This is a genomic window from Pseudomonas sp. GD03862, from assembly GCF_029840855.1.
GTDB lineage: Bacteria > Pseudomonadota > Gammaproteobacteria > Pseudomonadales > Pseudomonadaceae > Aquipseudomonas > Aquipseudomonas alloputida.
The window spans coordinates 18,305-34,452 of the sequence record NZ_JAOCDI010000008.1; the positions used below are offsets into that span (position 1 = coordinate 18,305).

The 16,148-nt window shown below is 64.5% G+C and carries 12 protein-coding genes; 9 read left to right on the plus strand and 3 right to left on the minus strand.

From position 1 onward, the window contains the following. Nucleotides 1–91: 91 nt before the first annotated feature. The 8 genes from N5D53_RS07560 (at nucleotide 92) to N5D53_RS07595 (ending at nucleotide 6,347) form a co-directional block, all read left to right on the plus strand. Nucleotides 92–1,444 (plus strand): 3-oxoacyl-ACP reductase, encoded by a 1,353-nt coding sequence (locus tag N5D53_RS07560; protein ID WP_190869726.1) that lies wholly within the window; start codon nucleotides 92–94, stop codon nucleotides 1,442–1,444. A gap of 2 nt (nucleotides 1,445–1,446) precedes the next feature. Then, entirely contained in the window at nucleotides 1,447–2,298 is an 852-nt protein-coding gene (locus N5D53_RS07565; protein WP_190869727.1) for a MaoC/PaaZ C-terminal domain-containing protein, read from the plus strand. A gap of 78 nt (nucleotides 2,299–2,376) precedes the next feature. Beyond that, the gene (locus N5D53_RS07570; protein WP_003255298.1) at nucleotides 2,377–2,682 is read left to right on the plus strand and encodes a MazG-like family protein; all 306 of its coding nucleotides are present in this window, start codon (nucleotides 2,377–2,379) and stop codon (nucleotides 2,680–2,682) included. After that, nucleotides 2,679–3,428: a methyltransferase domain-containing protein gene (locus N5D53_RS07575; RefSeq protein ID WP_190869728.1), complete on the plus strand. Its 750-nt coding sequence runs from the start codon at nucleotides 2,679–2,681 to the stop codon at nucleotides 3,426–3,428. Before N5D53_RS07570 ends, N5D53_RS07575 begins: the two co-directional genes overlap by 4 nt. A 22-nt stretch (nucleotides 3,429–3,450) precedes the next feature. Beyond that, nucleotides 3,451–4,086 (plus strand): DUF4136 domain-containing protein, encoded by a 636-nt coding sequence (locus tag N5D53_RS07580; protein ID WP_049587205.1) that lies wholly within the window; start codon nucleotides 3,451–3,453, stop codon nucleotides 4,084–4,086. A 19-nt stretch (nucleotides 4,087–4,105) separates the two neighbouring features. Continuing rightward, the gene (locus tag N5D53_RS07585) at nucleotides 4,106–4,675 is read left to right on the plus strand and encodes a DUF4136 domain-containing protein (RefSeq protein ID WP_010951849.1); all 570 of its coding nucleotides are present in this window, start codon (nucleotides 4,106–4,108) and stop codon (nucleotides 4,673–4,675) included. Nucleotides 4,676–4,980: 305 nt separating this feature from the next. Then, nucleotides 4,981–5,451 (plus strand): A24 family peptidase, encoded by a 471-nt coding sequence (locus N5D53_RS07590; protein WP_010951848.1) that lies wholly within the window; start codon nucleotides 4,981–4,983, stop codon nucleotides 5,449–5,451. Between the two features lie 119 nt (nucleotides 5,452–5,570). After that, the gene (locus N5D53_RS07595; RefSeq protein ID WP_190869729.1) at nucleotides 5,571–6,347 is read left to right on the plus strand and encodes a response regulator transcription factor; all 777 of its coding nucleotides are present in this window, start codon (nucleotides 5,571–5,573) and stop codon (nucleotides 6,345–6,347) included. A gap of 72 nt (nucleotides 6,348–6,419) precedes the next feature. Here the strand turns inward: N5D53_RS07595 and N5D53_RS07600 are convergent, their stop codons facing one another. Beyond that, nucleotides 6,420–8,084 (minus strand): ShlB/FhaC/HecB family hemolysin secretion/activation protein, encoded by a 1,665-nt coding sequence (locus N5D53_RS07600; RefSeq protein WP_190869730.1) that lies wholly within the window; start codon nucleotides 8,082–8,084, stop codon nucleotides 6,420–6,422. A gap of 92 nt (nucleotides 8,085–8,176) precedes the next feature. Then, on the minus strand, nucleotides 8,177–10,531 hold the full coding sequence (pbpC, locus tag N5D53_RS07605; protein WP_266023400.1) for a peptidoglycan glycosyltransferase PbpC: 2,355 nt from the start codon (nucleotides 10,529–10,531) through the stop codon (nucleotides 8,177–8,179). A 77-nt stretch (nucleotides 10,532–10,608) separates the two neighbouring features. Between pbpC and N5D53_RS07610 the strand changes: the two genes are divergently transcribed. After that, nucleotides 10,609–10,902 (plus strand): hypothetical protein, encoded by a 294-nt coding sequence (locus N5D53_RS07610; RefSeq protein WP_004577004.1) that lies wholly within the window; start codon nucleotides 10,609–10,611, stop codon nucleotides 10,900–10,902. Between the two features lie 151 nt (nucleotides 10,903–11,053). Here the strand turns inward: N5D53_RS07610 and N5D53_RS07615 are convergent, their stop codons facing one another. Further along, nucleotides 11,054–15,955, minus strand: a complete 4,902-nt coding sequence (locus tag N5D53_RS07615) for an alpha-2-macroglobulin (RefSeq protein ID WP_266023398.1) — start codon at nucleotides 15,953–15,955, stop codon at nucleotides 11,054–11,056. Between the last annotated feature and the right edge of the window lie 193 nt (nucleotides 15,956–16,148).

Consider the following 16,148-nt stretch of genomic DNA (forward strand, 5'->3'; position numbering starts at 1 on the left):
TTCGGTACAGCCTAGGTGTTTTTACCGCATTCGAACGACCCTGCCGCAAAGTTGGTCCACACTTTCAAGCTTGCCTTTCGGGAGACCACTCATGAGCGATCGCTACCTCGGTTTTGCCAACTCCAATCTCGGCCGCCGCCTCGTGGATGCCCTTGGCCTGCCACGCCCGGCGCCACTGGAGCGCTGGCAGGCTGGCCGCCTGCGGCCGGTGGAAGGTGCCCTGGTACTGGGTGGCGGGCCACTGGCGACGCAGGTCGAAGCCATCGCCCCGCGCCTCACGGACGAGGTATACAGCTTCAATGCCGACAACCTGCAGGCTGAAGCCTGGGTGGCCGGCCTGGGGCCGAAAATCAAGGCCGTGGTATTCGATGCCAGTCACTTGTCCGACAGCGATGCACTGAAGCAGTTGCGTGAATTTTTCCAGCCGATGTTACGCAGCCTGGCCCCATGCGCCCATGTACTGGTGCTGGGCCGTGCACCGGAAGGCCTCGACGACCCACTGGCCAGCGTTGCACAGCGTGCCCTTGAGGGCTTCAGCCGCTCACTGGCCAAGGAACTGCGCAATGGCGCGACTGCCCAGCTGCTGTATGTCGCCCCCGGTGCCGAAGATCAGCTGGAAGGCGCCCTGCGCTTCTTCCTCTCGCCAAAGAGTGCCTTCATCTCTGGCCAGGTACTGCGCCTGCAAGCCTGCACCAGCCAGGTGGAGGACTGGACCCGCCCACTCGGCGGCCGCCGTGCGCTGGTCACGGGGGCTGCGCGCGGCATCGGCGCCGCCATTGCGGAAACCTTGGCACGGGACGGCGCCGATGTGCTGCTGCTGGATGTACCGCAGGCCAGCCAGGACCTCGACGCCCTCGCAGCACGCCTCGGCGGCAAGGCACTGCCACTGGACATATGCGCGAGCGATGCGGCAACGCAACTGCTCGCGGCCCTGCCCGACGGCATCGATATCGTGGTGCACAACGCCGGTATCACCCGCGACAAGACGCTGGCCAACATGACGCCGGAATACTGGGACGCCGTGCTGGCCGTGAACCTCAAGGCACCGCAAGTGCTCACCCAGGCGTTGTATGACAACGGCGCGCTGGGGGAAAACGCGCGCATCACCCTGCTGGCCTCGGTCAGCGGCATTGCCGGCAACCGCGGGCAGGCCAACTATGCCGCGAGCAAGGCCGGGCTGATCGGCCTGGCCCAGGCCTGGGCGCCACGGCTCGCCGAGCGTGGTGGCAGCATCAACGCCATCGCCCCCGGTTTCATCGAAACCCACATGACTGCAGCCATGCCCATGGGCCTGCGCGAGGCGGGCCGGCGCCTGAGTTCGCTGGGCCAGGGTGGGCGCCCGCAGGATGTCGCCGAAGCCATTGCGTGGCTCAGCCAGCCAGGCTCCGGGTCGGTCAACGGCCAGGTGCTGCGGGTGTGCGGCCAGGCACTGATGGGGGCTTGAACATGAGCCGACAATGGCACGACCTGCACAACCCTGCCGCCCGCGCCAGCCTGTACCTGCGCGCAGCCAGCAAACGCTCCATCAGCGGCGAACGGCTGCCGGACGATGGCCTGCGCTGTTTCATTCGGGTCCAGCCGGGCAATCTGGGTGCCTACCGAAGGCTTTGCCACTTTCCCGATGATGGCCGCCTGCCGGGGACCTATCCACATGTGATGGCGTTTGCCCTGCAATTGCAGCTGATGACGGCCGATGATTTCCCCTTCCCGCTGCTTGGCCTGGTACACCTGCACAACCGCATCGAAGTGCTGCGCCCGCTTGGTGCTGTCGAAGGTCTGCGCTTTGCGGTGTACGCGCACAACCTGCGGCGCCATGCCAAAGGTGGCACCTTCGACCTGGTCACCGAGGCTGAAGATGGTATCGGCCTGCTCTGGCGCGAGACCAGCCGCATGTTGGTGCGAGGCTTGGCCCTGGAAGGCGAGGCAAGTGAGCCCGCCGACCCTGAGCCTGATCCGTTGCCCGAGGCCACCCGCTGGTACGCCGACAGTGATATCGGCCGGCGTTATGCCAAGGTGTGCGGGGATTACAACCCTATCCACCTCAGTGCCGTCAGTGCGCGGTTGTTCGGCTTTCCCACGGCCATTGCCCATGGCATGTGGACCAAGGCCATGGCCTTGGCCGCGCTGCGCGGGCACTTGCCGCACAGTGGCTATGCCTTTGAGGTGGACTTCCGCAAGCCGGTCAGGTTGCCTTCGGAGGTGGTGCTCAGTGCCAGTGAAGCGGGCCCTTCGGGCCAACTGCGCCTGGACGGGCACGGGGACGTGCTGCATATGGTCGGCCGTTGGGAGAGCCTGTAAGGCCGGGCCTGTCCTGGCGGTATACGCTTGCTTTGCATCGGGCCTGGGCAGAAGCTATGCAGCAATAGGAGACCCCCGATGAACCTGCAAGAACTCACCCAACGCCTGCATCAGATCCGCGATACCAACGACTGGCGCGGCTTCCACAGCCCGAAGAACCTGGCCATGGCCGCCAGCGTCGAAATGGCCGAACTGGTAGAAATCTTCCAGTGGCTGAGCGAGGACGAATCGCGCCAGCTGCCTGCCGACAAACTGGCCCACGCCGGCCAGGAAATCGGTGACGTGGTGCTCTACCTGTTGCTGCTGTGCAGCGAACTGGGTCTGGACATGGACCAGGTGGTGCGTGCCAAGCTGGCCGACAGCGAGAGGCGCTTCGCCCGATGAACGACCGTCATTTCGATGAGCTGGCCACCCGCTTTGCCGAAAAGATCTATGGCGGCGCCAAGGGTGCGATCCGCCTGGCCGTGCTGCAGGCCGACCTGGCCGAAGCGCTACCCGACCGCCCGCTACGCATCCTCGACATCGGCGCCGGGTTGGGCCACATGGCCTTGTGGCTGGCCGAGCGCGGCCACCAGCTGACCCTGGCCGAACCTGCGGCGCCCATGCTCGACGGCGCCAGGGCACGCTTTGCCGAAGCCGGCCAGACCGCGATCTTCATCCAGGCGCCCTGGCAAGACCTGCTCGGCCAACTGACCGAGCGCTACGACCTGGTGCTCTGCCACGCCGTGCTCGAATGGCTGGCCGAACCCGAGAGCATCCTGCCGGTGCTGCATCAGCTCACGGCCCCCGACGGCTGGTTATCGCTGGCCTTCTACAACCGCGACGCCCTGGTCTATCGCAACCTGCTCAAGGGCCATTTCCGCAAGTTGCGCAGCAACCGGCTGGAAGGTGAAAAGCAGAGCCTGACCCCTCAGAAACCGCTTGATCCACGCGAACTCAAGGCGCAACTTGAGCCTATGTGGCTGGTTGAAAGCGAAAGCGGCGTGCGGGTGTTTCACGACTATATGCCCAAGGAATTCCAGGGCAAGGCCGAGCTGCTCGACCTGCTGGAAATGGAACTGGCCCACCGTCGCCACCCCACCTTCGCCGGGCTTGGCCGCTACCTGCACTGGGTTTGCCGCCCCCGCTAATCCGCCGCGCCGGGAGGAACACATGCCGTACCGTCTGTTGTGCCTGGCCCTGCTGCCCATTGCCCTGGCTGGCTGCCAGGGCAGCAACCCGTATGTGGCCAGCAGCCGCCCGTTACCACCGGCCCCCGCCCAGGCGGCCACCACCTTCGACGCCAGTGCTTACCCTGCGCCCGCTCGTGATTATGGGCACTACCGCAGCTGGAGCTGGCGCAACGGCCAGTTGCCCAGCGGCACTGTCGATGCCGACCCGGCGCAACTGGCCGATGCCGTCAGCGGTGCGCTCGACCAGCATGGCCTGCGCCCCTCTCGCGCAGGCCCTGGCGACTTGCTGGTGAGCGCCGATATGCGCCTGGAAAAACGCTTGCGCCAAGTGCGTGACTACGACACCTATGACCCCTACTACGGGCCGTACCCCTATGGAGGTGTCGGCTATGGCGGCTACCGCCACGGTTATGGAGGCTATGCCAGCGTGCCCATCGTGCGTACCTACGAGGTCGAAGTACTGGTGGTGCGCATCGACCTGTACGACGCCCGCAGCGGCCAGCCGGTCTGGAGCGCCAGTGCCGAAAGCAGCAGCAACAAGGACTCGCCCCGCGAACGCGAAAGTGCCTTGCGCGACTCTGTGCACAAGGCACTCAGCGGCTATCCTCCCAGTTAATAGCTAACGGAGAACCATCATGTTGCGCCGTCTCGTTCTACTGTCATTCGCGTTGTTGCTCGCAGCCTGCTCCAGCAACAACGTCCAGCAGGATTTCGATGCCAGCCGCGATTTTGCCGCCTACCGTAGCTGGGCATGGCAGGAGCCAGGCCTGCAGTACCGCCCGGATGACCCACGGATCAAGAGCGACCTCACCGAGCAGCGCATTCGCCAGGCGGTGGCAGACCAACTCGACCAGCGCGGCCTGCGCCCGGTACAAGGCGGAGCGCGGCCCGACCTGACAGTACGCACATACCTGATCGTGGAGCAGCGCCAACAACAGATCACCACCAACTACGGCGGTGGCTGGGGTGGCTACTGGGGCGGCTACTGGGGTGGCCCGATGTACAACGAAACCCGCAGTGTCGACTACAAGGTCGCCACTATCCAGGTCGACATGTTCGATGGGCGTGACGGCAAGCTGGTATGGCGCGGCAGTGCCGAGCAGATCATGAACAACTACCCGCCAAGCCCGGAAGAACGCAACAGCGCAATCCGCAACACCGTGGCCAAGGTGCTGGGCAACTACCCACCGGGCAGCAAAAAATAGCGTTGGAACGCGGCTTTTGCATGCACCGTGGCCCGGCGGGAGCGGGTTTACCCGCGAAGCAATTGGCCCGGTGCATGGCACCGGCTTCGCGGATGTTCGCGGCTGACCCCACGCCTACATAGATGGCGATTCCGAGTACGACTGCGTCACCGGCCTGGCCTGTGTCAGCTACGACAAAATCCATTCCACGCACGCCTTTTTTCCGATGCCAACCGCACTCCCCCGCACGTTCCCGTCTATCTTCTTTTAAGGAAACCTGACTGACCGGGTAGAAGTGTTCAACATTTGGGAAAGGCGACCTGCCAATGCAAAGCATTGTTCTCCTGCTGTGGCTTGCCTTGTGCTCCGAACAGGATGTGCGTCAACGCCAGATCTCCAACGTGCTGACCCTGGGGGCGGCTGGCTGCGCCCTGGCCTGGCTGTTCAGCACCGGTCACAGCTGGATAGGCGCCGAAGCCAGCGAGGCCGGTTGGGCGCTGGCCATCGTCATGCTGCTGACCCTGCCAGGCTACATGCTCGGCCGCTTCGGCGCCGACGACGTCAAGCTCATGGGCGCCCTGGCCTTGGCCACCAGCCCGCAATATGTGCTCGGCACCTTCATTGGCGCGGGTGTCACTGTACTGGTCTGGCTACTGACCCGCCGCCGCCTGTGGACTCTGCTCAACCCCAAGGTAAAGAAGCGTTTGCAGGCCCTGACCGAAGAAATGGGCGACAAGCAGGCATTCGTCCCCTATGTGTTATCAGGTTTTCTTCTAACGGCCGTATGGATCCAATAACCCTTCCAGTGGTCCGATGACTTGTACAGACCTTGTACATATTCGCTGAGTGCGACTACTTTTAAGCTGCCAGAGCGTCTGGCACGGGAGCAGGGCCGTATAAGAACAGGGAGTTGATCGTGTCCAGATCAGTGAGTGAAGTAAAGGTGTTGGTGGTTGATGACCAACCGGTCATTGTCGAACAGCTGAGTGAATTCCTTCAAACCAAGGGCTATGCCTGCGTTACAGCCCTCTCAACCGACGAAGCCATCGAGCACTATGTGGCAGACCCGACCATCGGCTTGCTCATCTGTGACCTGCACATGCCAGATCGGGATGGCATCGAGCTGGTGCGCGCCTTGAAGGAAATCAACGGCAGCCAGCGCACGTTCGAAGCCATCATGTTGACAGGGCGTGCCGAGAAACAGGACTTGATCCGGGCAATACGCGAAGGTTTTGCCGATTACTACCAGAAGCCGATGGACCTTGATGAACTGCTGGCAGGCGTCCGTCGGCAAGAAGCGGCTTTGCTGGAGCGCCAGCGCAACCTTCGTGATCTGGGTGGACTGAACCAGCGCTTGCAGGAACTGGCCGAGTCGGTGGACGAACTGTATCAGGACCTGGAAAAAGCCCGTGGCCAAGGCACCCACCGGCGTGCCAGTGATGCAGAAGAAAGCGAAAGCGAGCTGCCAGCAGCGTTCGAGAAACTGTCACCACGCCAGCTGGAAGTAGCGCGCCTGGTAGGCAAGGGCAAGACCAATTACCAGATCGCCTGCGAACTGGGCATTACCGAAAACACCGTGAAGCTGTATGTGTCTCAGGTATTGCGTTTGACGCATATGCACAACCGCACCCAGCTGGCTCTGGCGCTGACCCCCAGCTCGTCGCCCGTTCACCAGCGGTTCACGACCCATTGAGTGAATGCTCGGCTTACCATCTGGAGCGGCCTCGTGCTGCAAAGGCTGCTCCTGCAAGCCCATAGTTGCCTGCTACAACTGGATCGCCAGGTTCAACGACAGCCGAGGCCCACGGTCCAGGCTATCCAGCGCCACATCCGCCAACGGCTTGGCCACTTCCAGCGCCACATTGAACACATGCCCACCCCCTAACCGCACACCCAGCGCCACCGAAGCCAGATGGGCGTCCTCCACCGGTCCCCGGTTGTGCCAGGCCTGAGCGGTATCCATCACCGCATAGGGCTGAACCTGCGCAAGCCAGCTACTGCGCACGCTGTAGTTGAGCTCGTAAGCCACACCCCAGCCCTTGTCACCGTCCGCCTGATCGCGCGGGTAACCGCGCCCGAAATTCTGCCCGCCAAACCCCGCCCGCTCGCTGTCGGGCAAGCGATCATCACTCCAGTACAACGCCCCGGACACCACCCCCTGCCAGTTATCCAACAGGGTGTCGCTCTGCAAACCGGAAAGCCGCACGCGCAGGAAGTCGAGATCGTAGTCAGCATCGCTGCGTGCCCCCAGGTAGTCCAGCCCCTGATGGACCCCGGCACTGACGATACGCAAACGCCCCTGCTCCACCTTGCGCCAGTCACCTTCGAATGACAGCGCCCGCACATAGGTGTCGTATTTGCGAGACGTTGGCTGCTCGGCCATCCGGTCTTCATCATGCTCACTGACCGAGTACAGGTGGCCCTGCACCGCCAGCCACTCATTCGGCCTGACAACCACCGGCTGACGCAGGCCGATCGCATAGCGCTCACTGTCGTGCTCGCGGGTGATATCGCGGCCATCGTCCAAACGTATTCGCGTGCCGGGCTCGCTGCGGTAGCGCGACGCCGACAGCAGCAGTTGGCTACCGGCGGCGTCCAGGTACTGGCTGTAATCGAGACGCTGGTAATAGACCCGGTCATTGCCAGGGGGCAGCAGCCAGCTGGCCGTGACGCGTTCGCCATGGCGGGTCTGGGCATCGCTGGCTACGGTGATCAGGGCCTGTGCAGCATCACGGCTGGAGTCGGCCACGGTCACAGCGGCGCTGAACGGCTTGCGCCGCGCATGCACCGTCAGCCGGGCGACACCATCGGCAGCCCGTGCCATTGCCAGTTCGGCCTCTACCACGACCCCTGGCATGCGCGTAGCCAGGCCCAGATAGCGCTCCAGCGTTTCGCGGCTCAGTGGGCGCTCGGCCTCAATACGCGCCAGCAACTGCTGCAAATACTCATTGGCCGGTCCAATATCGCCGTCCACGTGGTAATCACGTACGTAACCTTCGACCAGCACCACGTCGACCCTGCCATCGGCCACATCCTGAGGAGGCAGGTAGGCATACGACAGCAAGTAGCCCTTCTGCCGGTAGCGTTGGGTCAGGCGCTGGGTGTATTGCTGCAATTCACCCAACGTGGTTTCGCGCCCGATCAGCGGCTGATAGTGTTCGCGCAGGTCGCCCAAGGGGAACACCGTGCCGCCCTCGAAGCGCACTTTTTGCAGCACCAGCCGGGTGTTGGCCGGGGCCCAGTCGGGGTTGTCGATAGCCGCCCCTGCCAACCGTATGCGGGGGCTCACAGGGGCGTAGTCCGTCATCGGCAGGTTGGCGCTGGGCAGACGCCGCTCGTACTCATGGCTGTCGAGAAACCCCGGCAACGGGTCGGCGTGGGCAGCAAGTGCCCAAAGCAGCAACATCAGGGGCACGACCAGAGGACGCATAGGGCACTCCATGTTCCCATGGGTTGCGGGGCACCAGCCGGTCACACCCGTCACTTGCAAGCGTAGGTGCTGGCCCGGCTGTCGTCGAACACCTACTCACTGACCTGGAACGCCACCCGCGCCGTCTGACCGCTTTCGTCCAGCGCGCTGAGTTCGGCCTGCCCGACCTGTGGCAAACGCAGCAACAAGCTGTCCTGCCCCTGGGTTTCACCCAACGGCTGGCCGTCGAGGAACCACCAGCGCCGTCCACCACCACCCAAGGCAGATACCTGCAATTGCAACGGCTCAGTGCTGGTGGCCGGGCGGCGCAGATTGTCGCCTGGGCGCACGCCGACGATCGACAGCGGTGGTGCACTGGCCGGCGCCTGCGGCGGGCAGGCCGGGTCGATGGCCGGCAAACGCGCCATGCGCCGCTCGACACGGGGTAGCCAAGGCTCCAGCGGCGCCGGCCACAGGGCGATGTCACGCGCCTTGGCGCCCGGGCAGCTGCCATCGACCCGCAAGCCCTGCTCGTTGACCCATACTTTTTCGCGCAAACCCAGGCCCAGCGGCTGGTCGGCTGCCTGCAAGGTTGGCGGCGTGGTGCCGTCCAGGGTCCATGCAAAGCGCTGACGCCGACAGTTGGTGTCCTGCTTGCTCATCGGCTGGCCCAGCGGCCAACAGATCGCCGCAACGTCGATATTCGCAGGTACCGGCGCTATCGGGACGCTGATGCCGCGTTGGCTGTCGCGATTGCTCAACAGATCGTGCACCTGCAACATCAGCGGCGCCGCCGACGCCAGGCCGAACTGCCCAGGCACCGGTGTACCGTCGGGGCGGCCAATCCATACGCCGATCAGGTAGCGCGGCCCCACGCCAATCGACCAGGCATCGCGGAAGCCGTAGCTGGTGCCGGTTTTCCAGGCCAGTAGCGGGCGCTGCACCAGTTCGGCGTGCGGGTCGCGGTCCGGGCGCGCCTGGCCGCTGAGGATACGCCGGATGATCCACGCCGCCCCCGGTGACAGCAACCGGTGCTCCACCAGAGGGGCCTGTGGCTGCAAGCGCACCTGCGCACTGTTGCCACCCCGCGCCAGTGCCGCGTAGCCCCCGACCAGGTCCTCCAGCCGGCTGCCGGCACCGCCCAGGATCAACGACAGGTTGGGCTCGGCAAGGGGGGGCAGTATCAACGGCATGCCCGCCATGCGCAGTTGCGCGGCAAAACGTTTCGGGCCGTAGGCCTCCAGCAATTGCACGGCGGGCAGGTTGAGCGACAGGGCCAACGCCGAGCTGGCCGACACCGGCCCGCTGAACCCCATGGAGAAGTTGCCAGGGCGATAGTCGCCATAGCGTCGCGGAACATCCTGCAACAGCGATTCGGAATGGATCAGGCCATCGTCCAGCGCCATGCCGTAAAGAAACGGTTTGAGGGTGGAGCCGGGCGAACGTAGCGAGCGCACCATATCGACATGGCCAAAGCGGCGCTCATCAGACAAATCTATCGAGCCCAGGTACGCGCGCACCGCCATGCTCTGCGCTTCGACCACCAGAATGGCGGCCGAGGTACGCTCCGGCAGCCGTGCGCGCCAGCCCAGCAGCAAGTCTTCGAGGCGCCGCTGAAGCGCGGCGTCAAGCGTGGTACGGATCAGCGGCGGGCTGTCAGCGCTGTTCAGGCGCCGGGCCAGCAATGGCGCCAGGGCCGGCTCCTGGCGTGGCGCCAACACCAGCGGCTCCTCGGCCGCCTCGCGAATTTGCTGGGCCGGCCACACCTGGTATTCAGCCAGGCGCTGCAGCACCTTGTCCCGGGCACGCTGGGCACGCTCGGGGTGGCGGTCCGGGCGCAGCCGGCTGGGTGCCTGGGGCAGCACGGCCAGCAGTGCCGCTTCGGCAGGTGTCAAGTGCAGGGGCGACTTGCCCAGGTACGCCCAGCTGGCTGCCGCCACGCCCTGAAGCGTGCCGCCGAACGGTGCGCGGTTCAGGTAGATCTGCAGGATGTCGCGCTTGGACAAGTGCCATTCCAGCTGCAAGGTGCGCCATAGCTGGCGCAGTTTGCCGACCAGGGTACGGTCGTGCGGGTCGAGCAGGCGTGCCACCTGCATCGACAATGTGCTGCCGCCCGACACGACACGCCCCCCGCGCAGGTTCAGCCAGGCCGCCCGGGCCAATGCCAGCGGGTTGACCCCTGGGTGGTTGTAGAACCAACGGTCCTCGTAAGTCAGCAAAGCCTGCAGGTAAAGCGGCGAAACCTCTTCAGGGCTTACGGGGTAGCGCCACACGCCATCAGCATCGGCAAAGCGCCACAACGGCGTGCCGTCTTCGGCCAGCACTACCCGGGCCAGGTCGTCACCCGGCAGCGGCAACGGCCAGACACGGTCAGCCAGCCAGAACAGGCCGCCGAGCACCAGCAGACTGATCAGCGTGGCACGCAACAACCTGCCCGCTCGGCAGCGTGGTCGCGCTAAGCTTGGCATCGGGAACCGACCTGGCCAGGTAATGGCCAAAGGCTTTGGGACGACAACCTCGCCGATTTTTTCATCAGGAAGCAACTATGCATGTAGAAGGTTTTTTCGAGTGGCTGGGCCAGGCACTGGGGTCGTTGATCCGCTTCATCGTCGACGCATTGAGCGGGCTGTTCAACCTGCTGGCCAATGCCGGTGGCAACTTCATCGATGGCCTGTCGCGCACCTTGGGCATGGACACCTCGCTGCTGAGCATCCTGGCCCTGATCATCGGCCTGATGCTGCTGTACTCGGCAATCCGCGCATTCATGCGCGCCTCGATCATCCTCGGGATCATCTGGCTGGTGCTGGGGCTGTGGGTGATGAGCTGGGTGATCCACTGATCTGCGCGGTCTTTGTGGGAGCGGCCTTGCGTCGCGATAGGGCTGCACAGCAGCCCCAGGATTTCAGCTTCGCCGCTTGAATTGTCGGGGCCGCTTTGCGGCCCGATCGCGACGCAAGGCCGCTCCCACATTGTCCGCGTAGAGCGGGTCTCTAGCGGGCTTTCACGGTCATCTCCCCTTGCCCATCGCCCACGGCCTGCAGGTTCGGCCGGTACATCGATTCGACCTGCGGCGGCGGCACGCGATAAGTGCCCGGGGTCACTGCTCGCGCCAGGTACAGCAGGTGGGTGGTGCCATAGCCGTCAAGCTTGAGCGCGGCAACATAACGGTCATCACGGTACTCCTGATGCACCACGCTGGCGTTCTGCATCGACTCGCGCCACGCCTTCACTGCACTGCTGGCGTTGTCCAGGCTGGCGGCGCTTTGAGCCAGGTTCTGGTTTTCCAGCTCCAGGCCTGCCGGCAGCAGGTCCACCACCAACGCATCCGGCACGCGGTCCTCAGCCTTGAGCGCCAGGTGCACGAGCACAAGGTCGCCACTGCGCAGGTTGTGCAGGTCCAGCGGCTGGCCATTCATACCCAGGTACTCTCTGCGAATCTGCAGGCCGTTGCCGCCAGCAGCAGGCGCCTGCCGTGGGTAGCCCGACAAGGTCAGCTGCTGGTACAGCGTCTCGTTGCCTTCATTCTGCACGCTCAGTGGCGAGGCCAGTAACGGACCTTCCAGCTTCATACCGGCGTCGGCATTGTTCAACTCGCGCACTTCACCCGCGCTGTCCAGGCGTGCCTGCCACTGGCCTTCCGGCTTGCCCAGCAGGCCACGGCCAGCGAGGAACAGTGCATTGCGCTCTTGGGTCGACAGCCAACGGTTGGCTGCCAGTTCATCCGACAAGGCGAACAGGCGCTGATCGACCTGGCTGCTGGCCAGGTTGCTTTCCTGCAGCAGCGCCAGGATCAGCGCCTGGTCACGCAGGGCGCTGCCGTAATCGGCCAGCCAGCCTTTGCCACGGCTGATGCCCAGGCCCGCCTGCAAGGCTTGCTCGGCACGCGGTTTGTCGCCCATTTTGTCCAGCGCCACTGCCAGTTGTACCAGCGGCAGACCGGAGCGGGCATCGGCGCGACGTTCGAACAGCCCGCGCAGGGCACCCAACGGCGCCTGCTGGCTGCGCGACAGCACCAGCGCCGCATAGGCCTGCACGGCAAAGCGCGTATGGTCGGCATTTTCGCTGTAGTCGACTTCGATCAGGTTGCGCTCCTGCAGGTAACGCAGCAGGCGCTCACTGGCCTTCTTCAGTGCCTCGGCGGGCACGCCGTAACCTTGGTCACGGGCACGCAGCAGGAAGTCGGTCACATAGGCGGTCAACCAGTACTCTTCCTCACTGTCCGAACTCCACAGGCCAAAGCTGCCGTTGTAGCGCTGCATCCCCAGCAAGTGCTCGATGCCCATTTCGATCTTGCGCTTGCGCACATCCGCCGGCTCGCCCTTGATGCCCAGGCGCTTGAGGCTGTCGGCATCGGCGTACAGCGAGGGGTACAGGCCACTGGTGGTCTGTTCGAGGCAGCCGTAGGGGTAGGCTTGCAGCGCGCGAATCTGCTCGGCAAGGTTCAGCGGCGGCCGGCTCGACAAGGCCAGGCTGGCTTCCAGGCCAGCGGGCTCGAAGGCGGCCAGGTCTGCTTCGGGCAGGGTCCACGGCTGGTCCTTCAAGGCCACGCGGTAGTGCTTGAGCATTGCCGGGTAGGCCGGGCGCACGCCCAGCGTCCACTCACGTTCGAACGCCTTGACCGGCTCGTTCGGCAGTTGCAGGCCCGTCACCCGGACATGCACCTTGCCCTGCCCCAGGCCTCCCTGGGCCTGCACCGGAATCATCAGCGTCGAGCGCTGCCCTTCGGCCAGGTTAATGCTCTGCACGGCGTTGGCCGCCAGGCTCAGTTGCCCATCCGTGGTGATTTCGACGCTCAGTTGCTGGGCGCGGCCGGACAGGTTGGCCAGGTCCAGTGCCAGGCTGGTACGGTCGCCACCGGCCAGGAAGCGCGGGGCCGAAAGCTCGGCAATCAACGGCGCGGCGACCACGGTCTTGCCTTCGGCCATGCCGAAGTGCTCTTCGGTCCAGGCCTGGGCCATCAGCCGCAGTTCACCGTTGAAGTCGGGGATGTCGACCGTGGCCTGGCCCTCACCCTTGTCGTCCAGTGTCACCGGCAGGCTCTGCTGGGCGACGATGGTTACCGTAGTGTTGGGGCGCTTGCCCCCCTTGGCCATCGCTGCGTCACCACCGAACGCCAAGCTGGCCAGGCGGCCTTGGCCGGCCTCTATCAACTGGCCGTAGATGTCCAGTTGATCGGCACCATAGGCCTTGCGCCCGAACAGGCTGGCGAACGGGTCGGGAGTTTTGAAATCGGTGATGTTGAGGATGCCCACGTCCACCGCCGACAACAGCACATGCACCTGCTTGGGCACACTGCCATCAGCGTTGGCGGCCTTTACCTTCACTGTCAACGGCTGTTTCGGGCGCATTTTTTCCGGTGCCTGCAGGCTCAGCGCAAGCTTGCGCTCGGCGCGGTCCAGCGGCAGGTGCAGCACGCCCACGGCGCGCTTGGGCGTGGCATTGGCCTTGCGCTCACCAGGGCGGATAACCAACGCGCTGATGTACAGGTCGTGACGGGCCCAGGCCTTGTCCAGTTGCACGTCAAAGGTCTTGCCCTCGGCGGGCACATCGATCTCCTGCCACCACAGCGGGCCATCGCTGGACTCGATCATCAGGTAACCGCTGCCCGCAGCGGGCGGAGTGACGGTGACCTTGGCGGTAGAGCCATCGGCGTAGGAGGGTTTGTCCAGCGCCAGCTTGACCTGGTCCGGCCGTACCGCGCCGCCCTCAGCGTTGTCCTGGGCACGATAGCCGGCCCAGAAGCGCTCACTGGATACCAGACCGGTCTGCGGGTCTTCGACTTCGACGCGGTACGGGCCCCATTCAACCTGGAAGCTGAGCTTGGCGGTGGAACCTGCCTTGACGCTGATCGTCTCTTCGTTCTGGGTCAGGAACTTCTCGTTGTAGGCGTAGCTCCAGCCGTCGCTTTGCGAGTAATTCCAGTAGTAATCGCGGCGTTCGCGAACAAGGCGCACCTTGAGCGCGTCGGCCGCCAGTTTGTTACCGTCGCGGTCGGCCACCAGGAACTCGAATTCCACCGGCCCGTTGCTATCAGTTTCCTCACCTTCGAACAGGCCTCGCAGGCCCGGCAGGCGCTCAGCAGGCCAGATAGGCTGCTCCAGGCGCCGGGTGATCGGCCGGCCACCCGACTCCTGCAGACTGGCCTGCACGGTAAGTTGCAGCGGAGAGCGGGCCTCGGCCCAACGGCTTTCGATATCGACCACCGCCTTGCCGGCCTGGTCAAGGGTGACTTCGTCCAGTTCCAGGTCCTGGTTCAGATCGGTTTCGGTGACCGAGCCGAACTGGTAGCCAGGCAACGCCGGTACGGCCTCGCGCAGCGGGCGTACATAGGCCTGACCGCTCAGGCGGTTGCCGGCGGCCGGCGCACCATAGAGGTAACGGCCATTGACCTGGATACGCGCATCTTCATCCGGCGAAAGCGGTGTGCTGCTGCCCTTGAGCTCCAGCGCCAGGCGCTCGGGCAGGAAGTCTTCAACGAGGAATTCATAGACCTGCTTGCGCCCGCCACCCAGGTCGAGCAGCAGTTGCCAACGGCCAGTCGGGGCCTCGGTGGCCAGTTGCAACTGGTATTGGTACAAGCCATTGCTGTCGGCTTCCCAGACGAACTTGCGGCTCACCTGTTCATCCGGGCGACGCACTTCCACGCTCACCGGCTGGGCTTTGACCGGCTTGCCGTCCTGGTCGCGCAGCAGGCCGTTGAGCAGCACCGTCTCACCCGGGCGGTACAGGTCACGCGGGCCGAAGATGAAGAACTGCAGCGGGTTGGCCTGAGGCCCGGTGATGTCGAATTCGGCCAGGTCCAGGGCTGCGGTGTTCAGGCGCAGCAGCGTGGTATGCACGCCCTGGGTGGCAATCAGGGTATCGGCCTTGGGCGTGATCGGCAGCTGGGCATGCCCCTTGCCATCGCTGGTGGCCTGGGCCAGCAGCTTGCCCTTTTCGTCATGGATTTCCAGGTTGACGCCGCTCAGCGCCTTGCCGCCTTCCAGGGCTTGAGCAAACACGTCGATGCGATCGCGGTAGCGGTGGGCCGACACGCCGATGTCGCTAAGGGTGAACAGGGTTGCCGGCTGAGAATAATCGTAGGTACCCGAGGCGCGCATCACTGCCAGGTACACGCCTGGCGCCTGCAACGGCTTGATGCCGGCAATCGGCAGCAACACGGTCTCGCGCGTGTTGCGCGCCGGGTTTAGATCGAAGCGGCCGCTGTAGACCAGCTCGGCCATGTCCAGGGTTTCCTTGGACTGGTAGTAGTACAGGCTGCTGTTGCGTCCCCAGTTGGCCAGGAAGGTCGAGAGCATGTCTGGCTTGACGCGGAAGAACTCGACATCCACTTTGTCGACGTTCAGGGCAATCACCGGCAGGCCTTCGGCCAGGCGCGTAGGCAGCAAAGAGCCGCGGCTGGCAAAGCCGATGGTCGGCTGCATGTCGCGGGTTTCCAGGCGGGTGATCGACTCGCTGTCCAGCTGCTTGCCGTTGACTGCCAGCAGGCCCTTGTCGACGGTCAGCACCAGCTTGCGCTGCGGCTCCAGGTGGCGCAAGCGCAGCTCCATCTGGTTGTCGGAGAGTTCCCAGGCACCGTCGAGCTTGCCTTTGACGGTGTCTACCAGGTGCACCTTGGTGGTGAAGTCCTGCTTGGCATCCAGCGGTACGGAGAAGCTGATCGACAGCGTTGCCGCGCCATCGAGCTGCACTTCCGATACGTCCAGCACCGTGAGTTCGCGGCCCTCGTAGCGCTTGGCGAGCACGGTCGGGTCCTCACGCTTGGGGGCGGAGGCTTCGGCGGGCGCGGGTGCCACTGACTTCTCGACCGGTGCTGGTTTACCCGGCGTGGAAGAGTCACAGGCACTGAGCAACGCCAGCGCGCAGGCCAGCAACAATCCTTTGTTGAACATGAGATAGGAACTCTTGGGCAGCGTGTACGTGAGGGCAGCAACTATAGCGCAACGTCAGGTGCAGCACCCGGCGTTGCGCGCCAGGTCAGACCATGGTCGCGCTAAATGGTTGCCTGGTCGGTACACTGTGGCCATTCGTTAAAAGGGGGCCGCGTTGCGCCCCTTCGCGGGCTCGCCCGCTCCCACGGGTTTG

Coding starts and splice junctions, on each gene's coding strand:
- N5D53_RS07580 (WP_049587205.1), top strand. CDS start 3,451: ATGCCGTACCGTCTGTTGTGCCTGGCCCTGCTGCCCATTGCCCTGGCT.
- pbpC (WP_266023400.1), bottom strand. CDS start 10,531: ATGCCAAGCTTAGCGCGACCACGCTGCCGAGCGGGCAGGTTGTTGCGT.
- N5D53_RS07565 (WP_190869727.1), top strand. CDS start 1,447: ATGAGCCGACAATGGCACGACCTGCACAACCCTGCCGCCCGCGCCAGC.
- N5D53_RS07570 (WP_003255298.1), top strand. CDS start 2,377: ATGAACCTGCAAGAACTCACCCAACGCCTGCATCAGATCCGCGATACC.
- N5D53_RS07615 (WP_266023398.1), bottom strand. CDS start 15,955: ATGTTCAACAAAGGATTGTTGCTGGCCTGCGCGCTGGCGTTGCTCAGT.
- N5D53_RS07585 (WP_010951849.1), top strand. CDS start 4,106: ATGTTGCGCCGTCTCGTTCTACTGTCATTCGCGTTGTTGCTCGCAGCC.
- N5D53_RS07600 (WP_190869730.1), bottom strand. CDS start 8,084: ATGCGTCCTCTGGTCGTGCCCCTGATGTTGCTGCTTTGGGCACTTGCT.
- N5D53_RS07610 (WP_004577004.1), top strand. CDS start 10,609: ATGCATGTAGAAGGTTTTTTCGAGTGGCTGGGCCAGGCACTGGGGTCG.
- N5D53_RS07560 (WP_190869726.1), top strand. CDS start 92: ATGAGCGATCGCTACCTCGGTTTTGCCAACTCCAATCTCGGCCGCCGC.
- N5D53_RS07575 (WP_190869728.1), top strand. CDS start 2,679: ATGAACGACCGTCATTTCGATGAGCTGGCCACCCGCTTTGCCGAAAAG.
- N5D53_RS07590 (WP_010951848.1), top strand. CDS start 4,981: ATGCAAAGCATTGTTCTCCTGCTGTGGCTTGCCTTGTGCTCCGAACAG.